The organism is Brevundimonas subvibrioides ATCC 15264, assembly GCF_000144605.1.
Lineage (GTDB): Bacteria > Pseudomonadota > Alphaproteobacteria > Caulobacterales > Caulobacteraceae > Brevundimonas > Brevundimonas subvibrioides.
Genome location: NC_014375.1, coordinates 1,499,167 through 1,520,301, shown reverse-complemented (window position 1 = coordinate 1,520,301; position 21,135 = coordinate 1,499,167). Strand labels below are relative to the sequence as shown.

Sequence of the window (21,135 nt, the reverse complement as noted above, 5' to 3'; positions counted from 1 at the left end):
CCGGGTCAGAGTTCGCAGGGGTTCACGGCCTTTCTCATGTCACACGACGATCCTCACGCGCCGCATCCGTCCGTGGAACCGATCCCGCATACGCCGGAGGCTCCCCTTGCGCCGCCGGCCGACACCATCCCGCGCACGCCTCCGCCGGCCACGCCGCCGCCCCAGCCGAACCCGACGACCTCGGACGACGGCATCCTGCGTCCGATCCAGGAGAGCGACTATTTCACCATGGATCCCGAGGCGATCCGGGTGATCTCGGCCAACATCGACCAGTATTTCAACCAGCCGCTCGACATCTTTCCGTTCTGGGAGACCGAGAACAAGCCGGACCGCTTCCACGTCCTGTTCAATCGACAGATCGAGGAGCGCTTCCCCGCCGACGCCGACATCCGGGGCCGAATCTACGGTTACGGCCGCCGCGTGTTCAACGCTCTGCGCGTTCATGTGATCACCAAGCGCCTGACGCAGGCAATGGCCCTCATCGCCTTTGCCGCCCTCGCCGTTCTCGGCCCCGGCCTCTTCGCCGAATGGACGGGCGGCCAGCCCCAGGGGCTCGGTCTTGCCGTCCTCGGCATGCTCGTGACCCTCGGCATCTTCTTCGGCGTGTCGTCGATCCTGTTCGTCCAGTACCGCTTCCGGCTGGAGAACGATTCCTATGAGCTGTCCCGCGAGGTCGTGCAGCGCACCCGCGAACTCCAGAACCTGTTCACGAACGCCCGCGCCCTGTCTGACCAGGCCGAGACCCAGTTCGCCACGGACGGCAAGGGCTGGGGCATCCGCGCCCTCTTCCTGACCCGGCTGGTCCTGTGGATCGGCGCGCGCATGGAGTATCTGGAAAAGTTCGCCCAGATGACCCTGTGGCGCACCCGTCGCGAGCGCTACTGGATGCGCTGGGTCGGCCGGATCACGACGCCGCTGGTGCTGCTGGTCTGGATCGCCGTGTTCGCCTTCTGGCCGGCGCCGGCCGGCAACGAAGGCGGCTTCCGGGTCCTGCAGGGCATCGCCCTCGTCCTCGCCGTGCTGGTGTCGTGGCTGTCCTTCTTCCGCTGGCAGACGCCAACGGCGGCCGTGAAGGACAAGCTGGGCGTCGACGGCTGGGTCCGCTACGCCTCGCTGGACGTCGACAACACCGTCGGCGACCAGGTCCGGCGCGACAAGGAACGCCTGGTCGAATACCGCGCGCTTACCCGCGGCCGCTGAGGCTGTAACGCACCTCGCGCGCGTCGTAGGCCTCCACGCTGTCCGGCTTGGCCCCGCGTCCCAGCCGGACCTCGAGCACCGTCGAGGTCGGGGACGGTCCCTGGAAATTCAGCCCGACGCCGACGCCCGTGCTCGTGCCCGAATAGCGGTATCCGCCATATCGACCCGAGCTGGAGCCGACCCCGACCGAGACGCTGGGCCGGAATCCGCCTGCGCTGTCTGGGCGACCGTTGATGTAGCGCTGGGTCACCTCGAACCAGTCATAGCCCTGCTCGATCGTCAGGTCGGCGGCGCGCAACAGGGCCATGTCCGCGACCGGACCCGGGGCCCCCACGCCGTTGTAGCTGACGCGATATCGGTCGCTTTCGATCCGCTGCTCGGCATAGCCCTGACCGCCCGGTCCGCCCTGGGGTCCGTAGGGGGCCAGGCTGGCGCAGGCAGAGGTGGTCAGGACGACGGTTGCGATTACGCCCGCCAAGGCAACGCGATTGGGATTGAAGCGCTTGGACATGTCAGTACCCATTTTTGTTCGGGGCGTGTGTTTGTCAAAAATCGGAAGCCGGCTTCGAAGCGAGGACTATCCGGCCATGCAAACCTTCAGCGCCGGTTCATTGTCCGAAAGCCTTCACGCGCTGCAGGGTTCCGAACTGCTGGCCAACGGCTGCGTCAACCTGATCGGGCTGGACGCCATCCGTGACCGGGCCGGGCCGATGTGGGCCCGCAAGCAGGAACTCGTCTGGGAGTTCACGGCAAAGAAGCTGCAGGAGAGGCTGGGGCCGCACGACCTGCTGCTCCGCGTCGATGACACCACTTTTCTGGTGGCGGTCGTCACCGACTATGCCAGCGCAGCCCAGGCGGTCTGTCTGCGCGTGCTGGAGGAGGTGCTCCTGCACTTCATCGGCCACCTCGACCGTGCCGACATCCGGTTGCGTCGGGTCGAGGATATCCGGGACGGCGAAGTCGTCAGCAGTAGCCTGGACCCGACCCGCATTCCCAAGCTGGAGGATGCCCCCCGGTCGTCGGCCGCCATGGCCCCGGACCCGGTTCGCGAGGCCGAGAAGAATCCCCTGCTTTTCAAGTCGGTGTCGGGGCGCGTGCTGCGCGTGGACTTCGCGCCCCGGCCGGTCACCAGCCTTCAGCATGGCGTGCTGACGGCGCTCCACCTGTCCCAGGCCATCGTGGATACCGAGACGAACATGGTGCTCGACGCATCCGGACGGGACGATCTGACGGACGCCGATCTGATCCGGATCGACGAGGCCAGCCTGGACTATGCCTCCCTGTTCGCCATGGGCGACCAGGCCGCCGGCTACGTCGCCCTGATCATTCCCGTCTCGTATCGAACCCTGCTGAACCGGCGCGGGCGTGCCGCGCTGATCGCCCATAGAGCCGGCAGTGTGGCGCTGAAGACCGGCGGGTTGTTCGAGATCATCGACATGGACCTCGGAACGCCGCCCAGCCGGATGGACGAGGCCGTGTCCATGGCCCGCACCCTCTGTCGCGGTGCCCTGGCGCGCCTTCCCGAACGACACGGGTCCCTGACTCCGTTCGCCGGCATCGGCTTCGCCGGTCTGACAGTGCCGCTATCGCGTCAGGGGACCCAGGCCATGCAGACCGTGCGGCTGCTGGCCTCCCGCAGCGAGTCGCTGAAACGATCGTTCCGCGCCATGATCGCCCTGGACGCGCCAGCCGGTAGCGCCGAACGGCTGCGCGCCCTGGGGTTCACCCACAGCAGCACCGAAGTCGCCTTCAACCCTTCGGCCAGCCCGATCCCAGATCGAGAGACGCTGCCAGCGCGCTGAAATCCTCAGGCAGGCCCGCGGTCACCGTCCGTTCCCCGCCTTCGGGATGCGGGAACGTCAATGACACTGCATGCAACATCAGCCGGGGCGCGGCCCGCCCCCCCGCCGTCAGGGCCCCGCCATAGCGGACGTCCCCGATCAGCGGCCGCCCGATGTGCGCCATGTGCACCCGCAGCTGGTGCATCCGGCCGGTGAACGGCTGAAGCTCGACCAGGGCCCCGTCGTCGCTGGACGCCAGGGTCCGGTACCGGCTGCGCGATCCCTGTGCCCCCTTGGTGTCGAAGGCCGCGACCCGCATGTAGCTCTCGCGCCCGATCTCCTGGCGCACCAGCGGCACATTGATGTCGCCCTGGGGCGGCTCGGGCGCGGCCGAGACCAGCGCCAGATAGGTCTTGGTCAGCCGGTGCGCCTGGATCGCCTTGCCCAGAAAGCTCGCCGCCGGCTTGGTCTTCGCCGCGAGGATGACACCGGAGGTGTCCCGGTCCAGCCGGTGCACCAGCTCCGGCCGCTTCCCGTTCGACCGCGCGAAGGCCCACAGCAGGTCGTCCAGGGTATGCGCCTGGATCCGCCCGCCCTGGCTCGACAGCCCCGCCGGTTTGGCGAAGGCGATCACCGAGGCATCCTCGTGGATCACCCACGACCTTACGGCGGCGATCTCGTCTTCGGTCAGGGATACGGGGGTTCTCAGGGTCACACGCCCGGAGTTAGAGCCTGATCCCGAAAAGTGTAAGCGGTTTTCGGTTCAGATCAGGCGTCTGCAATCAGCGCAGGAAACCCCGCGCCGCCATCATCCGCGAATACCAGACGAGGAACAGACACCCCGCGAGGATGACCCCATTCATGATCAGGGCCGTGTCGCCCATGACCGCCGCCCCGTTCGACAGGCCATAGCTATAGACCAGGCTGATGAGAAACGCCGCCAGCGACGCCACGAACACCGGAAAGGCCAGCCTGCGCCGCGCGAGCAGCAGGATCGCCCCCAGCAGCCCGGCCCACACGCCGATGGCCCAGACGCCCGTCATCCAGACCGGCATCGCATGGAGATAGGCGATCTGGGGATCGGTCATGCCGACCCCGCGCAGATACGCGTCTCCGCCCGTCTGCGTCATCGTGTAGTCGAAGGGCCCATAGCTGTTCCACAGCAGCCCGATCACCCCGACCACCCAGTAATGCCAGGGCGTCCGCCCCGACCGCGTGTCGCTCATGATGCTGACCATCGTCCCCTCCCAAGGATGTCCGGGGAACGACGATACGCCTCTGGGCCGTACGGGCAACCTCGACCGCGTCAGCTCGTGCCCGACTTCGCCGCCCGCATCGCCGCCCAGCGTTCCAGACGGGCCTTGACCTTCTCCTCGTGCCCCTCGCCCTTCGGTTTATAGAAGACACGCCGGTCCATCTCGTCGGGGAAGAAGTTCGCGCCCGAGAACCCCTCCTCGGTGTCGGGGTCGTACTGGTAGCCCTTGCCGTATCCGAGCGACTTCATCAGCTTCGTCGGGGCGTTGCGAATATGGGCCGGCGGCATCAGCGAGCCCGTCTCGGCCGCCGCCCGTTTCGCCGCCTTGAAGGCCTCGTACACCCCGACCGACTTGGGCGCGGTCGCCAGATGGACCACCGCCTGGGCCAGCGCCAGTTCGCCCTCGGGGCTGCCGAGGAAGTCGTAGGTGTCCTTGGCCGCATTGGCGACCAGCAGCGACAGCGGGTCCGCCTCGCCGATGTCCTCGACCGCCATCCGCACGATCCGGCGGGCGAGATACAGCGGATCCTCGCCGCCGTTCAACATCCGCGCCAGCCAGTACAGGGCCGCATCCGGGTCCGATCCCCGCACCGATTTATGCAGCGCAGATATGAGGTTATAGTGTTCTTCTCTCGACTTGTCGTAAGCCGGAGCCCGCCGCTGCAGCGTCGCCGCCAGGGCCTGGACGTCCAGCGGCTCGGGCGGCAGGGCGAACAGCGTCTCGGCCATGGTCAGCAGGTATCGACCATCCCCGTCGGCGAGGGCCAGCAGCGCCTGACGCGCCTCGAGCGTCAGCGGCAGGGGGAGACCCTCCTCCGCCTCAGCGCGAATCAACAGTTGATTCAACGCCGCATCGTCCAGCCGTTTCAGGACGAAGACCTGGCTGCGCGACAGCAGCGCCCCGTTCAGCTCGAACGACGGGTTCTCCGTCGTGGCCCCGACCAGGGTCACCACCCCCTCCTCCACGAACGGGAGGAAGCCGTCCTGCTGGGCGCGGTTGAAGCGGTGGATCTCGTCCACGAACAGCAAGGTCGACTGCCCGGCCGCCCGCCGGACCCGCGCCTGTTCAAACGCCTTCTTCAGGTCCGCCACGCCCGAGAACACGGCCGAAATTTGCTGGTACTGATAGCCGGCTGCCTTGGCCAGCAGGCGCGCGATCGTCGTCTTGCCGGTCCCTGGCGGCCCCCACAGGATCATGGATCCGAGGCGTCCGGCCTCGATCATCCGCCGGATCGGCCCGCCCTCGCCCAGCAGATGATCCTGCCCCACCACCTGGTCCAGCGACGCGGGCCGCAGCCGGTCGGCCAGGGGCGCGTCGGGAGGATGGATGCCGGAGGCTTCGAAAAGATCGCTCATGACGCTATGTAGGTCGCTCGCGCGCCCGGACAAAGGACAGACGATGACCGATCAGACCCCTGCGGCCCCGACCGGCGGCGTCATCCCCTATCTGACCATCCCGTCGCGCGGCGGTCAGGCGGCAGTGGAGTTCTACCGCGCCGCCTTCGGGGCCGAGGAGCTGTTCCGCAACCTCGCCGACGACGGCGAGCGGGTGCTCCACAGCCGGCTGCTGATCAACGACGGCGTCGTGATGATCTCGGACGAGTTCCCCGAATACGGCAACGCATCGGACATCGTGCCCGTCGGCGTGGCCCTGCACCTCCAGGTCGACGACGCCGACGAATGGTGGAACCGCGCCGTGACCGCAGGGGCCGTGCCGCTGATGCCGATGGCAGACCAGTTCTGGGGCGACCGCTACGGCCGGGTCATGGACCCGTTCGGTCACACCTGGTCGATCGCCGCGCCGATCAAAGCCTAACGCACCCGCCCCGACATCGCCCGGCCCTGCCGCAGCATGGACACCTCCGACCCCCGCGTGGCGCGCTGGATCGCCGACAGGTCGCGCACCGGCCGCCCGTCGATCTGGGTCACGACATCGCCCGGCAGGAAGCCGTTGGCGCGATAGGCATAGCTGTTGCGCGCCACGTCGGTGACGATCGCGCCGCTGGCGAAGGGATCGCCGCCCAGCCGGTCGGCCAGCGCCGGGTTCAGCGCCGCGACCTGCGCCCCCGCGAACGGGCCCTGCTCGATCGTCTGGCCATTGCCCTTGGCGTCGCCCGGCAGGCTCTGCACCCGGGCGTTGAGCGTCTGGGACTGCCCCTCCCGCAGCACCGTCACCGCGACGGAATCGTTGGGGTCCCGCGTCCCGATCCGGAAGTTCAGTCCGCCCTGGTCGTTGATCTCTGCCCCGTCGATGGCGGTGATGACGTCGCCTTCGCGCAGTCCCGCCCGCGCGCCGGGTCCGTTGGCATAGACGTCGGTGACGATCAGGCCCTGCGGCCGCGCGAGACCCAGCGACCGCGCGATATCGGCCGTCACGCTGTCGCCCTTCACGCCCAGCCAGGGCCGCACCACCGCCGTCGCGCCGCCCAGCGCCGAATCCACCACCCGCCGCACCATCGAGGCCGGCACCGCGAACCCGACCCCCGAGGAGGACCCCGACCGCGAGAAGATGGCCGTGTTGATGCCGATCACGTCGCCGTCCATGTCGACCAGCGGCCCGCCGGAGTTGCCCGGATTGATCGCCGCATCCGTCTGGATGAACGAGCCCGAATCGCTGATGCCCGTCTCGGTCCGATTCAGCGCCGAAATGATCCCGTTGGTCACGGTCTGGCCCACGCCGAACGGATTGCCGATGGCCAGCACCAGATCGCCGACCTGCTGTTCCTCGCGGTCGTCGATGGCCAGGACCGGCAGCTGCTCGGTGACCCCCGTCAGCCGCAGCACCGCGATGTCGCTGCGTTCGTCGGCCAGGATCACCTCGGCCGGGAACTCGCGCCGGTCATTCAGGACGACCCGGATCTGCTGGGCCCCCTCGATGACGTGGTTGTTGGTCACGACGATGCCGTCGGACCGCACGATCACGCCCGAGCCGGCGGATTCCGCCACCCGCTCCCGCGGCATCCCGCCGCCGAACATCTGGAAGAAGGGGTCCGCCTGCACTCTCTGGATCGATCGCGCCGAGATGTTCACCACCGCCGGGGCTGCCTCGCGCACGACCGGAGAGAAGCTCTGCTTCATGGTCGAGACGTCGGTCGGCGTGGTCCGGTTCGTCGGCTCGGCGAACACGCCGTCCTGGGCCTTGGTCGAGTTGGCATTCCCGCACGCGGCCAGAGCCAGCGCCGCGGTCAGGGCGAGGGTCGAGGTCTTCATGGCATTCCAGGGTTCAGTCATAGCGGACACCCATATCTGTACCGATTTCGGGCCGCATCAAGGCGGTGTCTTACCGTCTTATGGCCGGCAGACTATCGGCCGCACGCCCGTCCCCAACCGGAACCGCGATCCCCAGAAGCCGCCCCAGCAGGGGCTGCACATCGACGCTGTCCATGTCCCGCAACACCACGCCCGTCCGGATGGACGGCCCACGGGCGATGAACAGGGCCTGCATCTCGGTCGAGGCATTGTCGAACCCGTGGGCCCCGCCCGGTGACCTCAGGGGCCGCGCACGGCTTGCCAGATACCAGCCGATGTCGGCCAGGCAGACGATCGGCGGCACGCGTGGATTGGTGCCCAGCACGAACCGCGCCGGAAGCTCTCCACGCCGCCAGCATTCGTAGTGGTCTTTGCGCCCGATCAGGGCCGCATCCACCGCCGCCTCATGACCCGGCATCGGGGCCAGATAGGCGACCCCGCTGGCGTAGATGACGTCCAGCGCGCCCGCCGGCAGCGCATCGTCCAGATAGATGGTCTGGTCAGGGCGGATGGGGGCCATGCCGTGGTCCGACACGATCACCAGCGTCGTGCGGTCATACAGACCCCGGTCCTTCAGCCCCTGCACCAGCCCGCCGATCGCGGCATCGACCTGACCCGCCGCCGCCAGGGTTTCCGGTGACCCCGGCCCCGTCGCATGGCCCACCGTGTCCACCACGTCGAAATACAGCGTCACCAGATCCGGCCGCCCGTCTGCCAGGTCCAGCCATGCCAGCACCTGATCCACCCGCGCCTCATTGCTGACCGCGCTGTCATAGGGCCGCCAGTACGTCGGCCGCCGCCCCCGGATTTCCGTCTCCGACCCCGGCCAGAACATGGTCGCCGCGGTCAGCCCCGCCGTCTCGGCCGTGACCCAGATCGGCTCGGCCTCGTTCCACCACCCGGTTTCCTTCCGTGCCTGGTTGAAACGGCCCAGCACCGGATCGTCGAAATTGTTGCCCACCATGCCGTGGTGGTCGGGATGCAGCCCGGTCACCAGCGTGTAGTGGTTCGAGAAGGTCAGGCTGGGAAACGACGGCCGCATCGGCCCCGTTGCCCCTTCGGCCGCCAGTCCCGCCAGCACCGGCGTCGCGCCCCGGTCCAGATAGTCCGACCGGAACCCGTCGATGGAGATCAGGAGGGTCAGGGGTCGAGACTGCGGCGGACCCGCCGGAGCGGTCGCGCAGCCAGCGAGGAAAAGGGTCAGCAGAACGATCAGAAGACGCGGCATGGGTCGGCCTTGAAGCAGAAGCCGTCCGGCATAGGGTCGATATGAGACAGGGCGGCGACACCCGGTCGTCCGACCACGCCCGCCGCGGCCGGGCAAAACCGCGCGGCGACGGAGCGCTCGCCACAGCAGGGCGTTCAGCCTTCCAACCCTCACCGGAGCCGGACCATGAGCCAGACGCTGAACACCACCTTCGCCACCCGTCGCGACGCCGAGCTCGCCATCGAACGTCTGGTCCAGGAACACGGCATCGAACGTACGGACATCTTCGTCGCGCCGGAGGGGGCCGCCAACTCCGCCGGCGAAGACGTCTCCGGCTCGGATCAGGCCTCCGCCGCGCCCGGCCAGCCCCAGCGCAACGACGGGGCCCTCAACGGGCGGATCGAGGTCTCGGTGGATGTCGGGAACGACGACGACGTGGCCGTGATCCAGGCCGCCTTCACGGAGATGGGCGGCCAGGCGGCGAAGGGCTGATCCGACGATGGACCGGCCGGTGGTGACCCTGCTGGGCGACTCCCTGTCGGCCGGCTACGGCCTGTCCGTGGACCAGGCCCTGCCCGTCCAGCTGGAGCGCGCCCTGTCCCGCCTGGACGTCCCGGCGACCGTCATCGGCGCGGGCGTGCACGGCGACACGACCGGCGACGGTCTGGCCCGGATCGACACGGCCGTGCCGCCCCGCACCCGTCTTTGTGTCGTCGCGTTGGGGGCCAATGACATGATGCAGGTCCGCGCCCCCGACCGCATCGAGGCGACGCTCGACGCCATCGTCTCGCGTCTGCTGGCCCGCGGAATGGATGTGCTGCTGTGCGGCATGCGCGCCCCGCCGTGGCTGACCGGCTATGCGCCCGCTTTCGACGCCGTCTTCCCGGCGGTGGCACGGCGGCACGACATCCCGCTCTATCCCTTCCTTCTGGACGGCGTCGCGCTGGATCCCCGCTACAACCAGCCCGACCGGATCCACCCCAATGCGCAGGGCATTGCCCTCATCGCGCAACGGCTCGCGCCGGCTGTCCATCACGCGCTGTCCCGCCAGCACATCCGGAAGAGGGGATGACGGCGCCGGTCTATCCCGACACGCCGGACGGCCGATATTTCGTGGTCCGGGGGCGGCTCTGGCGCAGGTCCAACCCCGCCCTGCCGGAGGCCGAACGGCAGCAGCGGGTCTCGGACCTCATGCGGGGCCGAAACGCCGTGCGGCTGGCCCGGCGCTCCGGCGACGCAGCGGCGATGGCCGAGGCCCGCAGGCAGGTCGACGACGCCAAGATCGCGCTGGGCGAGCGCGGACCCGTCTGGTGGACGGACGCCAGCCCCGACCTGAACCGCCACATGGCCCGCACCACCATCTATGCCGACTGGTTCGCCGGGCTGGAGCCGGGCGCCTAGACCCAGTGATCCTGGATCTGGGTCGGCAGCCAGGGCAGGGCTGCGTCGTGATGCGGCAGCGCCGGGCCGTCATGCCAGGTCACGGCGTCCGCGTCCCACGCCTGCAGGCTCGCCGCCTTGGACGCAGTCTCCTCGAGCGGCGAGACCGGGGCACCGGCGGGGGGGCCGTTGAAGGCGAAATTGTGCACCGTCAACTGTCCGATGGTGACGTTGCTCAGCGTCAGCGACTGCGTCTCGCTGACGGTGATGATCACGTTCGATCCCGACTGGGTCATGGCGGCCTGGACGGCGGCGAAGTTGGCGAACTGGCTCTGGGACAGGACGATCATCTCGCCTGAGCCGGTCGAGAAGTCGGTGATCCGGTCATGGCCTCCGCCGGCCAGATGCCAGAACTGGTCGACGCCCGCCCCGCCGGTCAGGATGTCGTTGCCGGCGTTGCCGTTCAGGATGTTGTTCAGCCCGTTGCCGACGATCGTGTCGTTGCCCGTCGAGCCCAGCCCGACCCGGCCCGAACCGACGAGGTAGAGCGCCTCCACGTTCAAGGACATCTGGTAGGTGTCGATGTAGGAATAGACCGTGTCGGTGCCTTCGCCGGCGGCCTCGTAGACGACGTCGCCCGCCTCGGTGACCTCATAGGCGTCGTTGCCGAGCGAGCCGACCATGATGTCGTTGCCGGCCCCGCCGATCAGCACGTTGTTGCCGTCGTTGCCCACGATCATGTTGTTCAGCGCGTTGCCGGTGGCGTTCACGGCCGTGCCGACCAGACGCAGGTTCTCGACATTGGCCCCCAGCGTGTAGGTGACGTAGCTGAAGATGGTGTCGATGCCCTCGCCGGCGGCCTCGACCACGACGTCGCCGGCCTCGGTGACCTCGTAGGTGTCGTCGCCCGTGCCGCCGTAGAAGGTGTCGTTGCCGGCTCCGCCGACCAGCAGATTGTCCAGCCCGTTGCCGACCAGGGTGTTGTCGCCCGCATTGCCGTAGCCGGTCGTCGCCGACCCCACGAGGCGCAGTGATTCCGTGTTGGCGGCCAGGGTATAGCCGCTGGCATAGGCGAAGACGGTGTCGAAGCCCTCGCCGGCCCCTTCCTGGATGTTGTCGGCGACCTCGCTGACCTCATAGGTGTCGTCGCCGTCGCCGCCGACCATGATGTCCGCGCCGTCGCCCCCGACCAGGACGTCGATCCCGCCGTAGCCGAACAGCACATCGTTGCCGCCGTTGCCATAGAGGCTGTCATAGCCGTCGGCCCCGTTCAGGACCTCGCCGCCGCCCGGGTTCCGACCAGGGTCTGGCCGGTCGTCAGGACCACGACCTGGTCCGAGAACTGGATCCGCTCCACCCCGGCCAGTGTGATCGTCCGGGCCCCCGCCGGTCACGGTGGTGATCCCGCTGTTGGTGGCGATCGTGAACCCGGCCCGCGCCCCGCCGATCACGGCCGTGTCGCTGCCGCCGCCGCCGATCAGCACGGCCGAGCCGCCGCCGACGGTCAGGGTGTTGTCCAGGGCGTTGCCGATGACGGTCCCGCCGTCCGCATTGGTCGACCCGTTCCGCGCCCGCCCGGCCAGCTCAAGCCGCTCGACATTGGCCGAGGCCGTATAGGTCTCCAGATAGGAATAGACGGTGTCCGTGCCCTCGCCGGCGGCCTCGACCACCACGTCGCCGGCCTCGGTCACCTCATAGAAATCGTCGCCCTGGCCGCCGACCATCCGGTCGACCCCGGCCCCGCCGACCAGCAGATTGGCCCCGGCATTGCCGATCAGGGTGTTGTTCCCGGCATTGCCGATGCCCGCCCGGGCCGACCCCACCAGCGCCAGCGTCTCGACATTGGCCGCCAGGGTGTAGCTGTCCAGATAGCTGTAGACGGTGTCGCTGCCCTCGCCCGCCTGCTCGGTCACGACATCCCCGGCCTCGGTCACCTCATAGGCGTCGTCGCCCTGTCCGCCGATCATCGTGTCGTTCCCCGACCCGCCGATGAAGACGTCGTTGCCGCCGCCGCCCGACAGGACGTCGTCGCCGCCGTAGCCGTAGAAGGTGTCGCTGCGATCCGTGCCGCTCAGCACGTCCCCTTCCGCCGTCCCCTGAACGGTCAGGCCGGCGAACGTCGGGATCACGTCGCCCAGGGTGATCGTGCCCAGCACGCGCACCGCAAAGGCCCCGCCCGGTGTCTGGGCCGAGACCAGCGTATAGGCGCCATCCTGGCTCAGGGTGACGCTGGTCGGCTGGAGGTCCGTCAGATCGATGACGTCGAGGCCGGTCTGGAAGTCCTGGATGATGTCCAGGCTGCCCGCCCGCGAGTCCTGCGCCGACAGATAGCCGAAGATGTCCGCCCCGGCCCCGCCGGTCAGAAGGTCGCTGCCGCTGCCGCCGACCAGCACGTCCGCGCCGTCGCCACCCGCCAGGATGTCGTTACCGCCTCCGCCCGTCAGGAAGTCGTCGCCGCCGGCACCATCGATGTCGTCGATGCCAGCACCTCCGAAGACCACGTCCACGCGGGCTCCGCCGAACACCTTCGAACCGTAGCCCCCCAGAGCCACCAGCTCCATGTTCCGCAACACCAGACCCTCGGTGCCTCCGGTGGGGTCCAGATAGACGATGGTGCGATAGCGGACAAAGGTCAGGTCGACGATGTCCTGACCCGCGCCACCGTCCATGGTCGCGGTCCACGACTCGGCCCCCTCGCCCTCCATCTCGAACTCGTCGTCGCCATTGCCGCCCAGGGCGACGTCGTTGCGTCCGATGAGCAGGGAGTCATTGCCCTCGCCGCCGTCCAGATCGTCCCGCACCTGATCCGGGGTCGCGATGCCCGTATTACCGTAACCGCCCCCCCACAGCAGGTCGTCCCCCGCCCCGCCGAACAGGACGTCGGTGCCGGTGCCGCCCAGAAGAACGTCGTCGCCGTCGCCGCCGGTGATGAAGTCGTTGCCGCCCATCCCCTCCAGGATATCGTTGCCGCCCAGCCCCGAGATGTCGTCATCGCCAGCAGACCCGCGCGTCGTGTCGTTTCCAGGAGTTCCATTGTAGGTCGGCACGTCGTCTCACCTGATCAAGCGCGTCGCTACTGACGCGGCGGGCACATTCGTCGAGAAATGTGACAGCCGCAAGCTGCACCAGGCGTGCCCACGTCTATTCACGGTTGGTAGGACATGGCGGCGCCCTCCGGCCGCCACGGCCACGCCATCGCCAGCCCCTGCGCTCCGGAACGACTGCCCCACACCTGTCAGAACCTTAATCTCCGGCCGCTTGCCGACCGCCCGTCTCCGGGCGATGGTCCGCCCATGAACGCTGTGATCGAAACCCGCGCCCTGACCAAGACCTATGGGACCGTGCGCGCCCTGGACGGTCTCAGCCTGACCATTCCGCGCGGCGGGGTCTATGGCGTGCTCGGCCCCAACGGTGCGGGCAAGTCGACCCTGTTCCGCATCCTGCTGGGCCTGATCCGTCCGACCGAGGGCGAGGCCATCGTCATGGGTGGCCGGGTCGGCGACGTGGCCGCCAGCCGGCGCATGGGCTCGATGATCGAGACCCCGCGCTTCCCGCCCTACATGACCGCCCGCCAGGTGCTGGAATGGCTGTCCGTCGCCCACGGCCTGACCCCCGACGCCGCCCGCGTCGCCGGCTGGCTGGAGTGCGTCGGCCTGACCGAGGCCGCCGACCGCAAGGTGCGCGGCTTCTCCGTGGGCATGCTGCAGCGGCTGGGCGTCGCCGCCGCCCTGATCACCGAGCCCGAACTGGTCATCCTCGATGAACCCACAAGCGGCATGGATCCGCCCGGCATCCAGGAGATGCGCGCCCTGATCCGCTCCCTGTCGGAAAAGGACGGCATCACCGTCGTCCTGGCCAGCCACCAGCTGCTGGAGGTCCAGCGCGTCTGCGACCGGGTCGCCATCCTGAACCGGGGCAAACTGGTCCGTGAGGGCTCGGTCACCGACCTGACCTCCTCCGGCGAGCGCCTGCGCCTGTCCCTGACCCCGATGGCTCCGGCTATGGCCATCCTCGGCGACCGGGCCACGGTCGAGGGCGACGCCCTCCTGGCTACCCTGCCCCGGGCCGAGGCCCCCGCCCTGCTCCGCGCCCTGATCGAGGCCGGTGTCGATATCGAGGAGGCCCGCTGGATCGGGGCCGATCTGGAAAGCGTCTTCATGACCGAGACAGGATCCGTTCAGCACGTGGAGGCGATCCGATGAGCGTGACCCTGCTGCCCGACGCCGTGCGCTCGGAGGCCTACCGGCTCGTCCGCAACCGCATGGCGGTGTTCTGGAGCGTCTTCTTCGTCCCGCTGCTGTTCATCGCGGGCGGCGCGATCTTCCACTTGGTCAACAAGGGCAAGGCGGCCGAACTCGCCGGCGCCACCGGTCTGCCTGCCGACCTGCTCACCGCGGCTCCCGTGAACCTGATGGACGGATTTGGGATCGGGGTCGGGGCCATCGCCAATGGCGCGATCCTCGTCTTCATGCTGATCGGGGCGGCCACCCTCTATGCCGGGGACTACCGCTGGGAGACCTGGCGACTGACCAGCGCCCGCAACAGCCGGGTCAACCTGCTGCTGGGCAAGCTCGCGGTGTTCAAGCTTACGGCCCTGGCGACCATGGCGACGTTCCTGATCGCCGGCCTGCTCTTCAGCGTCACCGAGGCCGTGATCTATGGCCGGTCGCTGACATTCGACGCCGAAGGCTTCAAGGCCGGGCAATTCGGCCTCTTGGTCCTTCTGGCCTGGGTCCGGATCGTCCAGTACGCGATGATCGCCCTGCTGGCGGCCATTCTGACGCGGTCCATGCTGGCCACCCTGTTCGTGCCCGTGGTCGTCGGTTTCGCGCAGTCGCTGCTGGGCGGGCCCGGGCTCGGTCTGCTGGGCTGGGAGCCGACGGCCTGGCAGTCGCAGCTGCTCTTGCCCGGCCTCGCCTATGACACCCTGAAGGCCGCGATCGGCGGCGCGCCCGGACTGGCCGACGGTCTCACCCTTAAGGCCGTCGTCAGCCTCGCCCTGTGGACCCTCGCCCCCCTCGCCGCCGCCATCGCGTTGTTCAGCCGTCAGGACCTGTCGAAGGAATAGGACGATGGGCAAGGCCTGGGCGCTGCTCTGCCTGATGGTGCTCGGCAGCCTGGCCGCAGGCTGCGCGGCGCTGCCGGGCCGGGTCGATCTCGGCCTCGTCCCCCGCTGCGAGGTCTCCGCGGATGGAGATCTGACCCTTCGGGGCTCCACCAACGCCGCCATGCTGGCCTGCGTCCAGCAGCACGCCCCCCTCTCGGCGCGGCGGGTTATCCTGAGCTCGCAAGGTGGCGATGTCTCGAGCGCGCTTTCGATTGCCGAGATGCTCCAGCCGCTCCGCGCGGAAATGATCGTCCGCCGCGACTGCCACTCGTCCTGCGCCAACTACTTCCTTCCGGTGGCGCGGCGGATCGTGGTGGAGCCGGGGGCCTGGGTCATCCTGCACGGCAGCATAGACGGGCACATGCTGGCCCGGATGGAAGCCCTGGCAGCAGAACGCGCCGTCACCTTCGACTTCCGGGCCCTGCACGACCGCCAGATGGCCTTCGCGGCCCGCAACGACATCTCGCTCGGATGGCTCTCGTACCGCACCGACGCCGAGTTCAATGACGGCGTTCGTGGCCGCCACCAGACCGGCAGTGTGGAGACGTGGAAAACAGAGGATCCCCGCGAGGCCACCATCGCCTACATCGTGGTCGAGGAAAGCATGATGCGGAGCTGCCTCGGCGAGGTCGACATCGCGCCCTTTGTCGACACCCGCGTCCAGCGCGCCTACGCCGACCGCCGGCTGCGGACCCGCTGGTCCCGGCAGGACACCTACCCGTCCGGCAGTCTCGCGTGCGTCGACGACGGTTTCGTGGCCCCGGACTGACCGGTCGACCCGACCCTCAGTCCTCGTCCGGGGCGCCCAGCGGGAAATAGTTCCGGTACGGCCGCGCCTCGTCCAGCGCCCTCGCATAGCTCGGACGGGCCAGCAGGCGACGGCGATAGGCCCACAGGTGGGTCAGATCCTTCGGGATCGGATGGGTCCAGTGGGCATACAGCAAGCCCGGCGCGGCCCCGCAATCAGCCAGGGTGAAGACCTCGCCCGCCGCCCAGGTCCGGCCCGACATCACCCCGTCCAGCCAGGCATAGGCTGTCTCCAGCCTGGCCTTCGCCTCGGTCGCGATCAGCGGATCGCGGTCCGCCTCGGGACGGAGGGCGTTATAGATGATCCGCTGCTGGTGGGCCTGGACGTGGTTGTCGAACACCCGGTCCATGAACCGTGTCTCCAGTGCCAGGTCCGGATCGGTCGGGATCATCGGGATATCGGGCGATATCTGGTCCAGCCGCTCGATGATGATGGACGTCTCCGCGAAGTGGCGTGCGCCGTCCTTCAGCACCGGAAACTGCCCGAACGGCCAGGCCGCCTTCAGCTCACCCATCGCCCCCTCGTCCTCCAGCATCCGCTGGGTGAACGGCAGGGCCTTCTCGTAGAAGGCCACGATCGCCTTCTGGCAGTAGGAGGAGAACGGGTGGCTATACAGGATCAGGTCGCTCACAGGCGCTTCTCCATCCAGACGTTGCACCGGGCATAGGGCGTGGGCTGCGGCGGAAGATCGACGAAGCCGAACCGGCGATACAGGGCGATGGCATGGGTCTGGGCCGCATTGGTCTCCAGATACAGGCGGGGCGATCCGGCGGTCCGGGCGTGGCCCTCGCAGGCGTCGAGCAGTCTCCGCCCCAGCCCGAGCCCCTGCGCCCCGGCCGCCACCGCCATCTTGCCGACCTCATAGCCCCCGTCCGGCATGGCCATCAGAGAGCAGCAGCCGACCGCCTCGCCGTCGCGCTCGGCCATGAAGATGGCCCCGCCTTTGGAAAGGATCGCCCCGTCCGGATCGTCCAGCACCAGCCGGTCCTTGGCTTCGAGGGCGTAGCCGCCGGCCAGGATCCAGTATTCGTTCAGAGCCACCCACGCGGCGGCGTGGTCCGGGCGATAGGGAGCGATCTGGATCTGCATCGCCGGCACCCTGCCCCACCCCCGGCCAAAGAAAAAGGGCGACCCGGTCACCCGGATCGCCCCTTCAAATCCGTCTGTGAGACGAAGCCTATTCGTCGTCGCCTTCGTAGACGGCGACCGGGCCCGAGTCCTGGCCCTTGGCCGAGGTGTCGCGGTCGACGAACTCGATCACGGCCATCGGGGCGTTGTCGCCGTGGCGATATCCGGCCTTCATGATGCGGATGTAGCCACCCTGACGGTCGGCATAGCGCGGGCCGATCGTTTCGAACAGCTTGCCGACCTGGGTCACGTCACGGACGTGGCTGATGGCCTGGCGACGGGCGTGCAGATCGCCCTTCTTGCCCAGGGTGACCAGCTTTTCGACGAAGGGGCGGAGCTCCTTGGCCTTGGGCAGGGTCGTGGTGATCTGTTCGTGCTTGATCAGCGACGCGGCCATGTTCGCGAACATGGCAGTGCGGTGGCTGGCCGTGCGGCCGAGTTTGCGGTGGGCGGCGCCGTGGCGCATCGGGGTCTCTCCTACTCCGGCCCTGGTTTCCCGCTTCCGGGACCCGTGACCGCATTATTCTAACCGCTCCAGAGACCAACAGGCGGTCCGGGCGGAGGGTTGAAACTAGATCTGGTCGTCGAACTTCTTGGCCAGGTCTTCGATGTTTTCCGGGGGCCAGTTCGGCACATCCATGCCGAGCGACAGACCCATGGAGGTCAGCACTTCCTTGATCTCGTTCAGCGACTTGCGGCCGAAGTTCGGGGTGCGAAGCATCTCGCCCTCGGTCTTCTGGATCAGGTCGCCGATGTAGACGATGTTGTCGTTCTTCAGGCAGTTGGCCGAACGGACCGACAGTTCCAGTTCGTCGACCTTCTTCAGCAGAGCCGGGTTGAACGGCAGGTCGGGCTTGCCGTCCACCTGTTCCACGGCCTTCTTCGGCTCGTCGAAGGTGATGAAGATCTGCAGCTGGTCCTGAAGGATGCGCGAGGCATAGGCCACGGCGTCCACGGGCGACACGGCACCGTTGGTTTCGACTTCCAGCACCAGCTTGTCATAGTCCAGCGACTGGCCCTGACGGGTCGGCTCGACGCGATAGGCGACGCGCTTGACCGGCGAGTACAGGGCGTCGACGGCGATCAGGCCGATCGGGGCGTCTTCCGGACGGTTGAACTCCGAGGCGACATAGCCCTTGCCGTTCTGGACGGTCAGTTCCATGCGGATCGAAGCGCCGTCATCCAGGGTGCAGATGACGTGGTTCGGGTTCAGCACCTCGATGTCCGAAGGGACCTCGATCTGACCGGCGGTCACGGGCCCGGGGCCGGTGGCGCGCAGGGTCATGCGCTTGGGGCCCTCGGCGTGCATGCGCAGCGCCAGTTGCTTGATGTTCAGGACGATGTCGACGACGTCTTCACGGACGCCTTCCAGCGACGAGAATTCGTGCACGACGCCGTCGATCTGGATCGCGGTCACGGCCGCGCCTTGCAGCGACGACAGCAGCACGCGCCGCAGGGCGTTGCCGAGCGTCACACCGAAACCGCGCTCGAGAGGCTCGGCCACCAGGCGGGCCTTGCGTTGGGCGTCGGAGCCCAGCTCGATCTGCGGCTTCTCGGGACGGATCAGCTCTTGCCAGTTACGTTCGATCATAGGTGTCCCTCGAAACGAGTATCGCCGGACCCTCTCACCTCGTCAGGGAGGCGGGTCCGGCGGAGAAATAGGGTCGGCGGCGGGGTAGCTTAGACGCGACGGCGCTTGGGCGGACGGCAGCCGTTGTGCGGCATCGGCGTGACGTCGCGGATGGTCGTGATGGTCAGGCCGACCGACTGCAGGGCGCGCAGGGCCGACTCACGGCCGGAACCGGGACCCGAGACGTTGACTTCCAGCGTCTTGACGCCGTGTTCCTGGGCCTTCTTGCCCGCGTCTTCGGCGGCCATCTGGGCGGCGTAGGGCGTCGACTTGCGCGAACCCTTGAAGCCCATGTGTCCGGCGGACGACCACGAGATCGCGTTGCCCTGGGCATCGGTGATCGTGATCATGGTGTTGTTGAAAGACGCATTCACGTGGGCGACGCCCGAGGTGATGTTCTTGCGCTCGCGCTTCTTTACGCGACCCGGTTCCTTGGCCATGTGTCTGTCTTACTTCTTCTTGCCGGCGATCGGCTTGGCGGGACCCTTGCGGGTGCGGGCGTTGGTGTGGGTGCGCTGACCGCGGACCGGCAGGCCCTTGCGGTGACGCAGGCCGCGGTAGCAGGCCAGGTCCATCAGACGCTTGATGTTCATCGACGTCTCGCGGCGCAGGTCGCCCTCGACGGTGTGGTCCTTGTCGATCGTCTCGCGGATCTGCAGGACTTCGGCGTCGGTCAGCTGGTTCACGCGGCGCGAGGCCTCGATGCCCACCTTGCCCACGATGTCCTTGGCGGCGGCCGGGCCGATGCCATGGATATACTGAAGCGCGATTTCGACGCGCTTGTTGGTCGGAATATTGACGCCAGCGATACGGGCCACGAAGATCTCCAAGTACGCGCAAACCGGACGCAACAAACGCTCCGGTCAACAGACCAGGAGCGTGGCGCCCTTCGCGGGAAGCGCGCCTTATACAGGCGATTCAGATTGCGTCAACGCCTGAGCGAGACACGAAGGATATTCGCCGCCTACTGACGACCGAACAGGACCACCACGGTCGCCCGAAACCCCTCGACCGAACGCCCGGAGGCGGTCGTCGGCGGACGGAAGCGGAAATAGGTCTCTGCCACCCGCGTCGCCGCATCGCCGAACCCGAGCCCCTGCGGGCTCTCGGACACCACGCGACAGCCCTCCAGCCGCGTGTCCGGGCGGATCACGCAGTTGACCGAGGCCCGGCCCGCGACCCGCCGGCGGCGGGCTTCGGGGGGCACCATGCCCAGGATCTCCCCGTTGGACGCGCCGCGCAGGATGATGGGTCCGGATCCCGACCCGGGACCGTCGCCCTCCCCTTCGCCGTCGCCCGTGCCATTGCCCTGTCCCCCCTGCCCGAAGCCCGGCACCGTCCCGGGCTGATCGGAGGCGCCGACGATCAGGGCCGGCGCAGGGGCGGGCCTGGGCGGGGCGGGAAGTTCTGGCTGCGGCACGGGACGGGGCGTCACCCGCACGACCGACGGTGCCGCGGGCGCGCCACCCCCGGCATCGGGTGCGGGCGGCTCCGGCGGCGGCGGAGGGGGCGGGGGTGGGGTCAGTTCGACCAGCTGCACATTGATCGGCGTCTGGATCACGACCGGCGGCGGCACGTGGCCCAGGCCGCTCAGCGCGAATAGCCCGGCATGCAGGGCGACGACGCCCAGGACGATGCCGCCCTGACGCCAGCGTCTTGCGGATTTGGGCGTGGCGGGAATGATCATGGCTCCGGTCGCGGCGATTGCCGCCAGGCTGGGACGGGCAAACGCGCCGTCCCGTCGGAACGATCCATAGCAGACCCGCAGCGACGACGCCTGACGACGGGGCTCACGTCCCGTTCATCCGGCGTGGGCTCAGGCGCGGGCCAGGGCCCCGGAGATGGCCGTGGCCACGGTCTCGATCGAACCCATGCCATCCACCTCGGTCAGCAGACCCTTGTCGCTGTAGTACGGCAACAGCGGCGCGGTGTTGCGGTTGTAGGCGTCCAGCCGGACCTTGAAGCTTTCGGGATTGTCGTCCGGCCGGCCTTGATCGGCGAACCGCTTGGAGACCCGCTCCAGCAAGGCCTCGTCGTCGACCTTCAGACGCACCACGGCGTCGATCTTCTTGTCCAGCTTGGCCAGCATGGCGTCCAGGGCCTCGGCCTGGGCGATGGTGCGGGGAAAGCCGTCGAAGATGGCTCCGCCAGCCTCCTCGGCCTCCGTCAGCCGCGCCTCGATCAGGGCGATGACGATGTCGTCGGCGATCAGGCCGCCCTTCGACATAATCTCCTTGCACTGCTGACCCAGGTCCGAGCCCGAGGCGATCGCCTCGCGCAGCATGTCGCCGGTCGACAGCTGGACCATGCCGCGCTGTTCGACCAGCCGCTTGGCCTGCGTACCCTTGCCGGCCGCGGGGGGCCCGAACAGGATCAGGTTCATGCTCGGT

The 21,135-nt window shown here is 68.4% G+C and carries 24 protein-coding genes; 9 read left to right on the top strand and 15 right to left on the bottom strand.

From position 1 onward, the window contains the following. The first annotated feature begins 36 nt into the window (after window positions 1-36). On the top strand, window positions 37-1,200 hold the full coding sequence (locus BRESU_RS07645; protein ID WP_013268964.1) for a hypothetical protein: 1,164 nt from the start codon (window positions 37-39) through the stop codon (window positions 1,198-1,200). On the opposite strand, the gene BRESU_RS07640 is transcribed toward BRESU_RS07645, so the two are convergent. After that, complete coding sequence (locus tag BRESU_RS07640) at window positions 1,184-1,711, bottom strand: CC0125/CC1285 family lipoprotein (RefSeq protein ID WP_041761435.1); 528 nt, start codon at window positions 1,709-1,711, stop codon at window positions 1,184-1,186. The genes BRESU_RS07645 and BRESU_RS07640 overlap by 17 nt on opposite strands. A 76-nt stretch (window positions 1,712-1,787) precedes the next feature. Between BRESU_RS07640 and BRESU_RS07635 the strand changes: the two genes are divergently transcribed. Next, a complete protein-coding gene (locus BRESU_RS07635) occupies window positions 1,788-3,002 on the top strand; it encodes a hypothetical protein (RefSeq protein WP_013268962.1) in 1,215 nt (404 codons plus the stop codon). Here the strand turns inward: BRESU_RS07635 and BRESU_RS07630 are convergent. The 3 genes from BRESU_RS07630 to BRESU_RS07620 all read right to left on the bottom strand — a co-directional run bounded on the left by BRESU_RS07630 (window position 2,950) and on the right by BRESU_RS07620 (window position 5,592). Continuing rightward, window positions 2,950-3,696 carry an RluA family pseudouridine synthase gene (locus tag BRESU_RS07630; protein ID WP_013268961.1) on the bottom strand — a complete coding sequence of 249 codons (747 nt, stop codon included), beginning with the start codon at window positions 3,694-3,696 and terminating at the stop codon, window positions 2,950-2,952. The genes BRESU_RS07635 and BRESU_RS07630 overlap by 53 nt on opposite strands. 67 nt (window positions 3,697-3,763) lie before the next feature. After that, complete coding sequence (locus BRESU_RS07625) at window positions 3,764-4,219, bottom strand: hypothetical protein (protein WP_013268960.1); 456 nt, start codon at window positions 4,217-4,219, stop codon at window positions 3,764-3,766. Window positions 4,220-4,287: 68 nt separating this feature from the next. Continuing rightward, complete coding sequence (locus tag BRESU_RS07620; protein WP_013268959.1) at window positions 4,288-5,592, bottom strand: replication-associated recombination protein A; 1,305 nt, start codon at window positions 5,590-5,592, stop codon at window positions 4,288-4,290. Window positions 5,593-5,635: 43 nt separating this feature from the next. Between BRESU_RS07620 and BRESU_RS07615 the strand changes: the two genes are divergently transcribed. Further along, a complete protein-coding gene (locus tag BRESU_RS07615) occupies window positions 5,636-6,052 on the top strand; it encodes a VOC family protein (RefSeq protein WP_013268958.1) in 417 nt (138 codons plus the stop codon). Here BRESU_RS07615 and BRESU_RS07610 read toward each other — a convergent pair. Further along, a complete protein-coding gene (locus BRESU_RS07610) occupies window positions 6,049-7,446 on the bottom strand; it encodes a Do family serine endopeptidase (RefSeq protein WP_013268957.1) in 1,398 nt (465 codons plus the stop codon). The genes BRESU_RS07615 and BRESU_RS07610 overlap by 4 nt on opposite strands. Window positions 7,447-7,516: 70 nt before the next feature. Then, a complete protein-coding gene (locus BRESU_RS07605; protein WP_013268956.1) occupies window positions 7,517-8,713 on the bottom strand; it encodes an alkaline phosphatase family protein in 1,197 nt (398 codons plus the stop codon). 165 nt (window positions 8,714-8,878) lie between these two features. Between BRESU_RS07605 and BRESU_RS07600 the strand changes: the two genes are divergently transcribed. From BRESU_RS07600 to BRESU_RS07590, 3 genes are read left to right on the top strand one after another with little or no spacing between them, the layout of a single operon-like run. Next, complete coding sequence (locus BRESU_RS07600; RefSeq protein ID WP_013268955.1) at window positions 8,879-9,184, top strand: hypothetical protein; 306 nt, start codon at window positions 8,879-8,881, stop codon at window positions 9,182-9,184. A 7-nt stretch (window positions 9,185-9,191) separates the two neighbouring features. Beyond that, a complete protein-coding gene (locus tag BRESU_RS07595) occupies window positions 9,192-9,764 on the top strand; it encodes an arylesterase (protein ID WP_013268954.1) in 573 nt (190 codons plus the stop codon). After that, complete coding sequence (locus tag BRESU_RS07590) at window positions 9,761-10,093, top strand: hypothetical protein (protein ID WP_013268953.1); 333 nt, start codon at window positions 9,761-9,763, stop codon at window positions 10,091-10,093. Before BRESU_RS07595 ends, BRESU_RS07590 begins: the two co-directional genes overlap by 4 nt. Here the strand turns inward: BRESU_RS07590 and BRESU_RS07585 are convergent. Next, entirely contained in the window at window positions 10,090-13,119 is a 3,030-nt protein-coding gene (locus BRESU_RS07585) for a calcium-binding protein (protein WP_013268952.1), read from the bottom strand. The two genes, BRESU_RS07590 and BRESU_RS07585, sit on opposite strands and share 4 nt — an antisense overlap. Window positions 13,120-13,365: 246 nt before the next feature. Here BRESU_RS07585 and BRESU_RS07580 point away from each other — a divergent pair, with 246 nt between their 5' ends. The 3 genes from BRESU_RS07580 to BRESU_RS07570 are packed head-to-tail and all read left to right on the top strand — an operon-like array spanning window position 13,366 to window position 15,948. Continuing rightward, window positions 13,366-14,274, top strand: a complete 909-nt coding sequence (locus tag BRESU_RS07580; protein WP_013268951.1) for an ABC transporter ATP-binding protein — start codon at window positions 13,366-13,368, stop codon at window positions 14,272-14,274. Then, window positions 14,271-15,140, top strand: a complete 870-nt coding sequence (locus BRESU_RS07575; protein WP_013268950.1) for a hypothetical protein — start codon at window positions 14,271-14,273, stop codon at window positions 15,138-15,140. The genes BRESU_RS07580 and BRESU_RS07575 overlap by 4 nt, the downstream gene beginning before the upstream one ends. A 4-nt stretch (window positions 15,141-15,144) precedes the next feature. Then, complete coding sequence (locus BRESU_RS07570; protein WP_013268949.1) at window positions 15,145-15,948, top strand: hypothetical protein; 804 nt, start codon at window positions 15,145-15,147, stop codon at window positions 15,946-15,948. A gap of 16 nt (window positions 15,949-15,964) precedes the next feature. Here BRESU_RS07570 and BRESU_RS07565 read toward each other — a convergent pair whose 3' ends face one another. From BRESU_RS07565 to BRESU_RS07530, 8 genes are all read right to left on the bottom strand, one after another. Further along, complete coding sequence (locus BRESU_RS07565) at window positions 15,965-16,618, bottom strand: glutathione S-transferase family protein (protein WP_013268948.1); 654 nt, start codon at window positions 16,616-16,618, stop codon at window positions 15,965-15,967. Beyond that, window positions 16,615-17,076 carry a GNAT family N-acetyltransferase gene (locus BRESU_RS07560; protein ID WP_013268947.1) on the bottom strand — a complete coding sequence of 154 codons (462 nt, stop codon included), beginning with the start codon at window positions 17,074-17,076 and terminating at the stop codon, window positions 16,615-16,617. Before BRESU_RS07560 ends, BRESU_RS07565 begins: the two co-directional genes overlap by 4 nt. Window positions 17,077-17,164: 88 nt before the next feature. Beyond that, window positions 17,165-17,581 carry a 50S ribosomal protein L17 gene (gene rplQ, locus BRESU_RS07555; protein ID WP_013268946.1) on the bottom strand — a complete coding sequence of 139 codons (417 nt, stop codon included), beginning with the start codon at window positions 17,579-17,581 and terminating at the stop codon, window positions 17,165-17,167. A gap of 105 nt (window positions 17,582-17,686) precedes the next feature. Continuing rightward, window positions 17,687-18,706 carry a DNA-directed RNA polymerase subunit alpha gene (locus BRESU_RS07550; RefSeq protein WP_013268945.1) on the bottom strand — a complete coding sequence of 340 codons (1,020 nt, stop codon included), beginning with the start codon at window positions 18,704-18,706 and terminating at the stop codon, window positions 17,687-17,689. Between the two features lie 89 nt (window positions 18,707-18,795). Beyond that, the gene (rpsK, locus tag BRESU_RS07545) at window positions 18,796-19,185 is read right to left on the bottom strand and encodes a 30S ribosomal protein S11 (protein ID WP_013268944.1); all 390 of its coding nucleotides are present in this window, start codon (window positions 19,183-19,185) and stop codon (window positions 18,796-18,798) included. A gap of 9 nt (window positions 19,186-19,194) precedes the next feature. Beyond that, window positions 19,195-19,563 carry a 30S ribosomal protein S13 gene (gene rpsM / locus BRESU_RS07540; RefSeq protein WP_041762254.1) on the bottom strand — a complete coding sequence of 123 codons (369 nt, stop codon included), beginning with the start codon at window positions 19,561-19,563 and terminating at the stop codon, window positions 19,195-19,197. A gap of 146 nt (window positions 19,564-19,709) precedes the next feature. Further along, the gene (locus BRESU_RS07535) at window positions 19,710-20,432 is read right to left on the bottom strand and encodes an energy transducer TonB (protein WP_013268942.1); all 723 of its coding nucleotides are present in this window, start codon (window positions 20,430-20,432) and stop codon (window positions 19,710-19,712) included. Between the two features lie 129 nt (window positions 20,433-20,561). Continuing rightward, entirely contained in the window at window positions 20,562-21,128 is a 567-nt protein-coding gene (locus BRESU_RS07530) for an adenylate kinase (RefSeq protein WP_013268941.1), read from the bottom strand. Between the last annotated feature and the right edge of the window lie 7 nt (window positions 21,129-21,135).

Coding starts and splice junctions, on each gene's coding strand:
- BRESU_RS07645 (WP_013268964.1), top strand. CDS start 37: ATGTCACACGACGATCCTCACGCGCCGCATCCGTCCGTGGAACCGATC.
- BRESU_RS07640 (WP_041761435.1), bottom strand. CDS start 1,711: ATGTCCAAGCGCTTCAATCCCAATCGCGTTGCCTTGGCGGGCGTAATC.
- BRESU_RS07635 (WP_013268962.1), top strand. CDS start 1,788: ATGCAAACCTTCAGCGCCGGTTCATTGTCCGAAAGCCTTCACGCGCTG.
- BRESU_RS07625 (WP_013268960.1), bottom strand. CDS start 4,219: ATGGTCAGCATCATGAGCGACACGCGGTCGGGGCGGACGCCCTGGCAT.
- BRESU_RS07620 (WP_013268959.1), bottom strand. CDS start 5,592: ATGAGCGATCTTTTCGAAGCCTCCGGCATCCATCCTCCCGACGCGCCC.
- BRESU_RS07615 (WP_013268958.1), top strand. CDS start 5,636: ATGACCGATCAGACCCCTGCGGCCCCGACCGGCGGCGTCATCCCCTAT.
- BRESU_RS07610 (WP_013268957.1), bottom strand. CDS start 7,446: ATGAAGACCTCGACCCTCGCCCTGACCGCGGCGCTGGCTCTGGCCGCG.
- BRESU_RS07605 (WP_013268956.1), bottom strand. CDS start 8,713: ATGCCGCGTCTTCTGATCGTTCTGCTGACCCTTTTCCTCGCTGGCTGC.
- BRESU_RS07600 (WP_013268955.1), top strand. CDS start 8,879: ATGAGCCAGACGCTGAACACCACCTTCGCCACCCGTCGCGACGCCGAG.
- BRESU_RS07595 (WP_013268954.1), top strand. CDS start 9,192: ATGGACCGGCCGGTGGTGACCCTGCTGGGCGACTCCCTGTCGGCCGGC.
- BRESU_RS07590 (WP_013268953.1), top strand. CDS start 9,761: ATGACGGCGCCGGTCTATCCCGACACGCCGGACGGCCGATATTTCGTG.
- BRESU_RS07580 (WP_013268951.1), top strand. CDS start 13,366: ATGAACGCTGTGATCGAAACCCGCGCCCTGACCAAGACCTATGGGACC.
- BRESU_RS07575 (WP_013268950.1), top strand. CDS start 14,271: ATGAGCGTGACCCTGCTGCCCGACGCCGTGCGCTCGGAGGCCTACCGG.
- BRESU_RS07570 (WP_013268949.1), top strand. CDS start 15,145: ATGGGCAAGGCCTGGGCGCTGCTCTGCCTGATGGTGCTCGGCAGCCTG.
- BRESU_RS07560 (WP_013268947.1), bottom strand. CDS start 17,076: ATGCAGATCCAGATCGCTCCCTATCGCCCGGACCACGCCGCCGCGTGG.
- rplQ (WP_013268946.1), bottom strand. CDS start 17,581: ATGCGCCACGGCGCCGCCCACCGCAAACTCGGCCGCACGGCCAGCCAC.
- BRESU_RS07550 (WP_013268945.1), bottom strand. CDS start 18,706: ATGATCGAACGTAACTGGCAAGAGCTGATCCGTCCCGAGAAGCCGCAG.
- rpsK (WP_013268944.1), bottom strand. CDS start 19,185: ATGGCCAAGGAACCGGGTCGCGTAAAGAAGCGCGAGCGCAAGAACATC.
- BRESU_RS07535 (WP_013268942.1), bottom strand. CDS start 20,432: ATGATCATTCCCGCCACGCCCAAATCCGCAAGACGCTGGCGTCAGGGC.
- BRESU_RS07530 (WP_013268941.1), bottom strand. CDS start 21,128: ATGAACCTGATCCTGTTCGGGCCCCCCGCGGCCGGCAAGGGTACGCAG.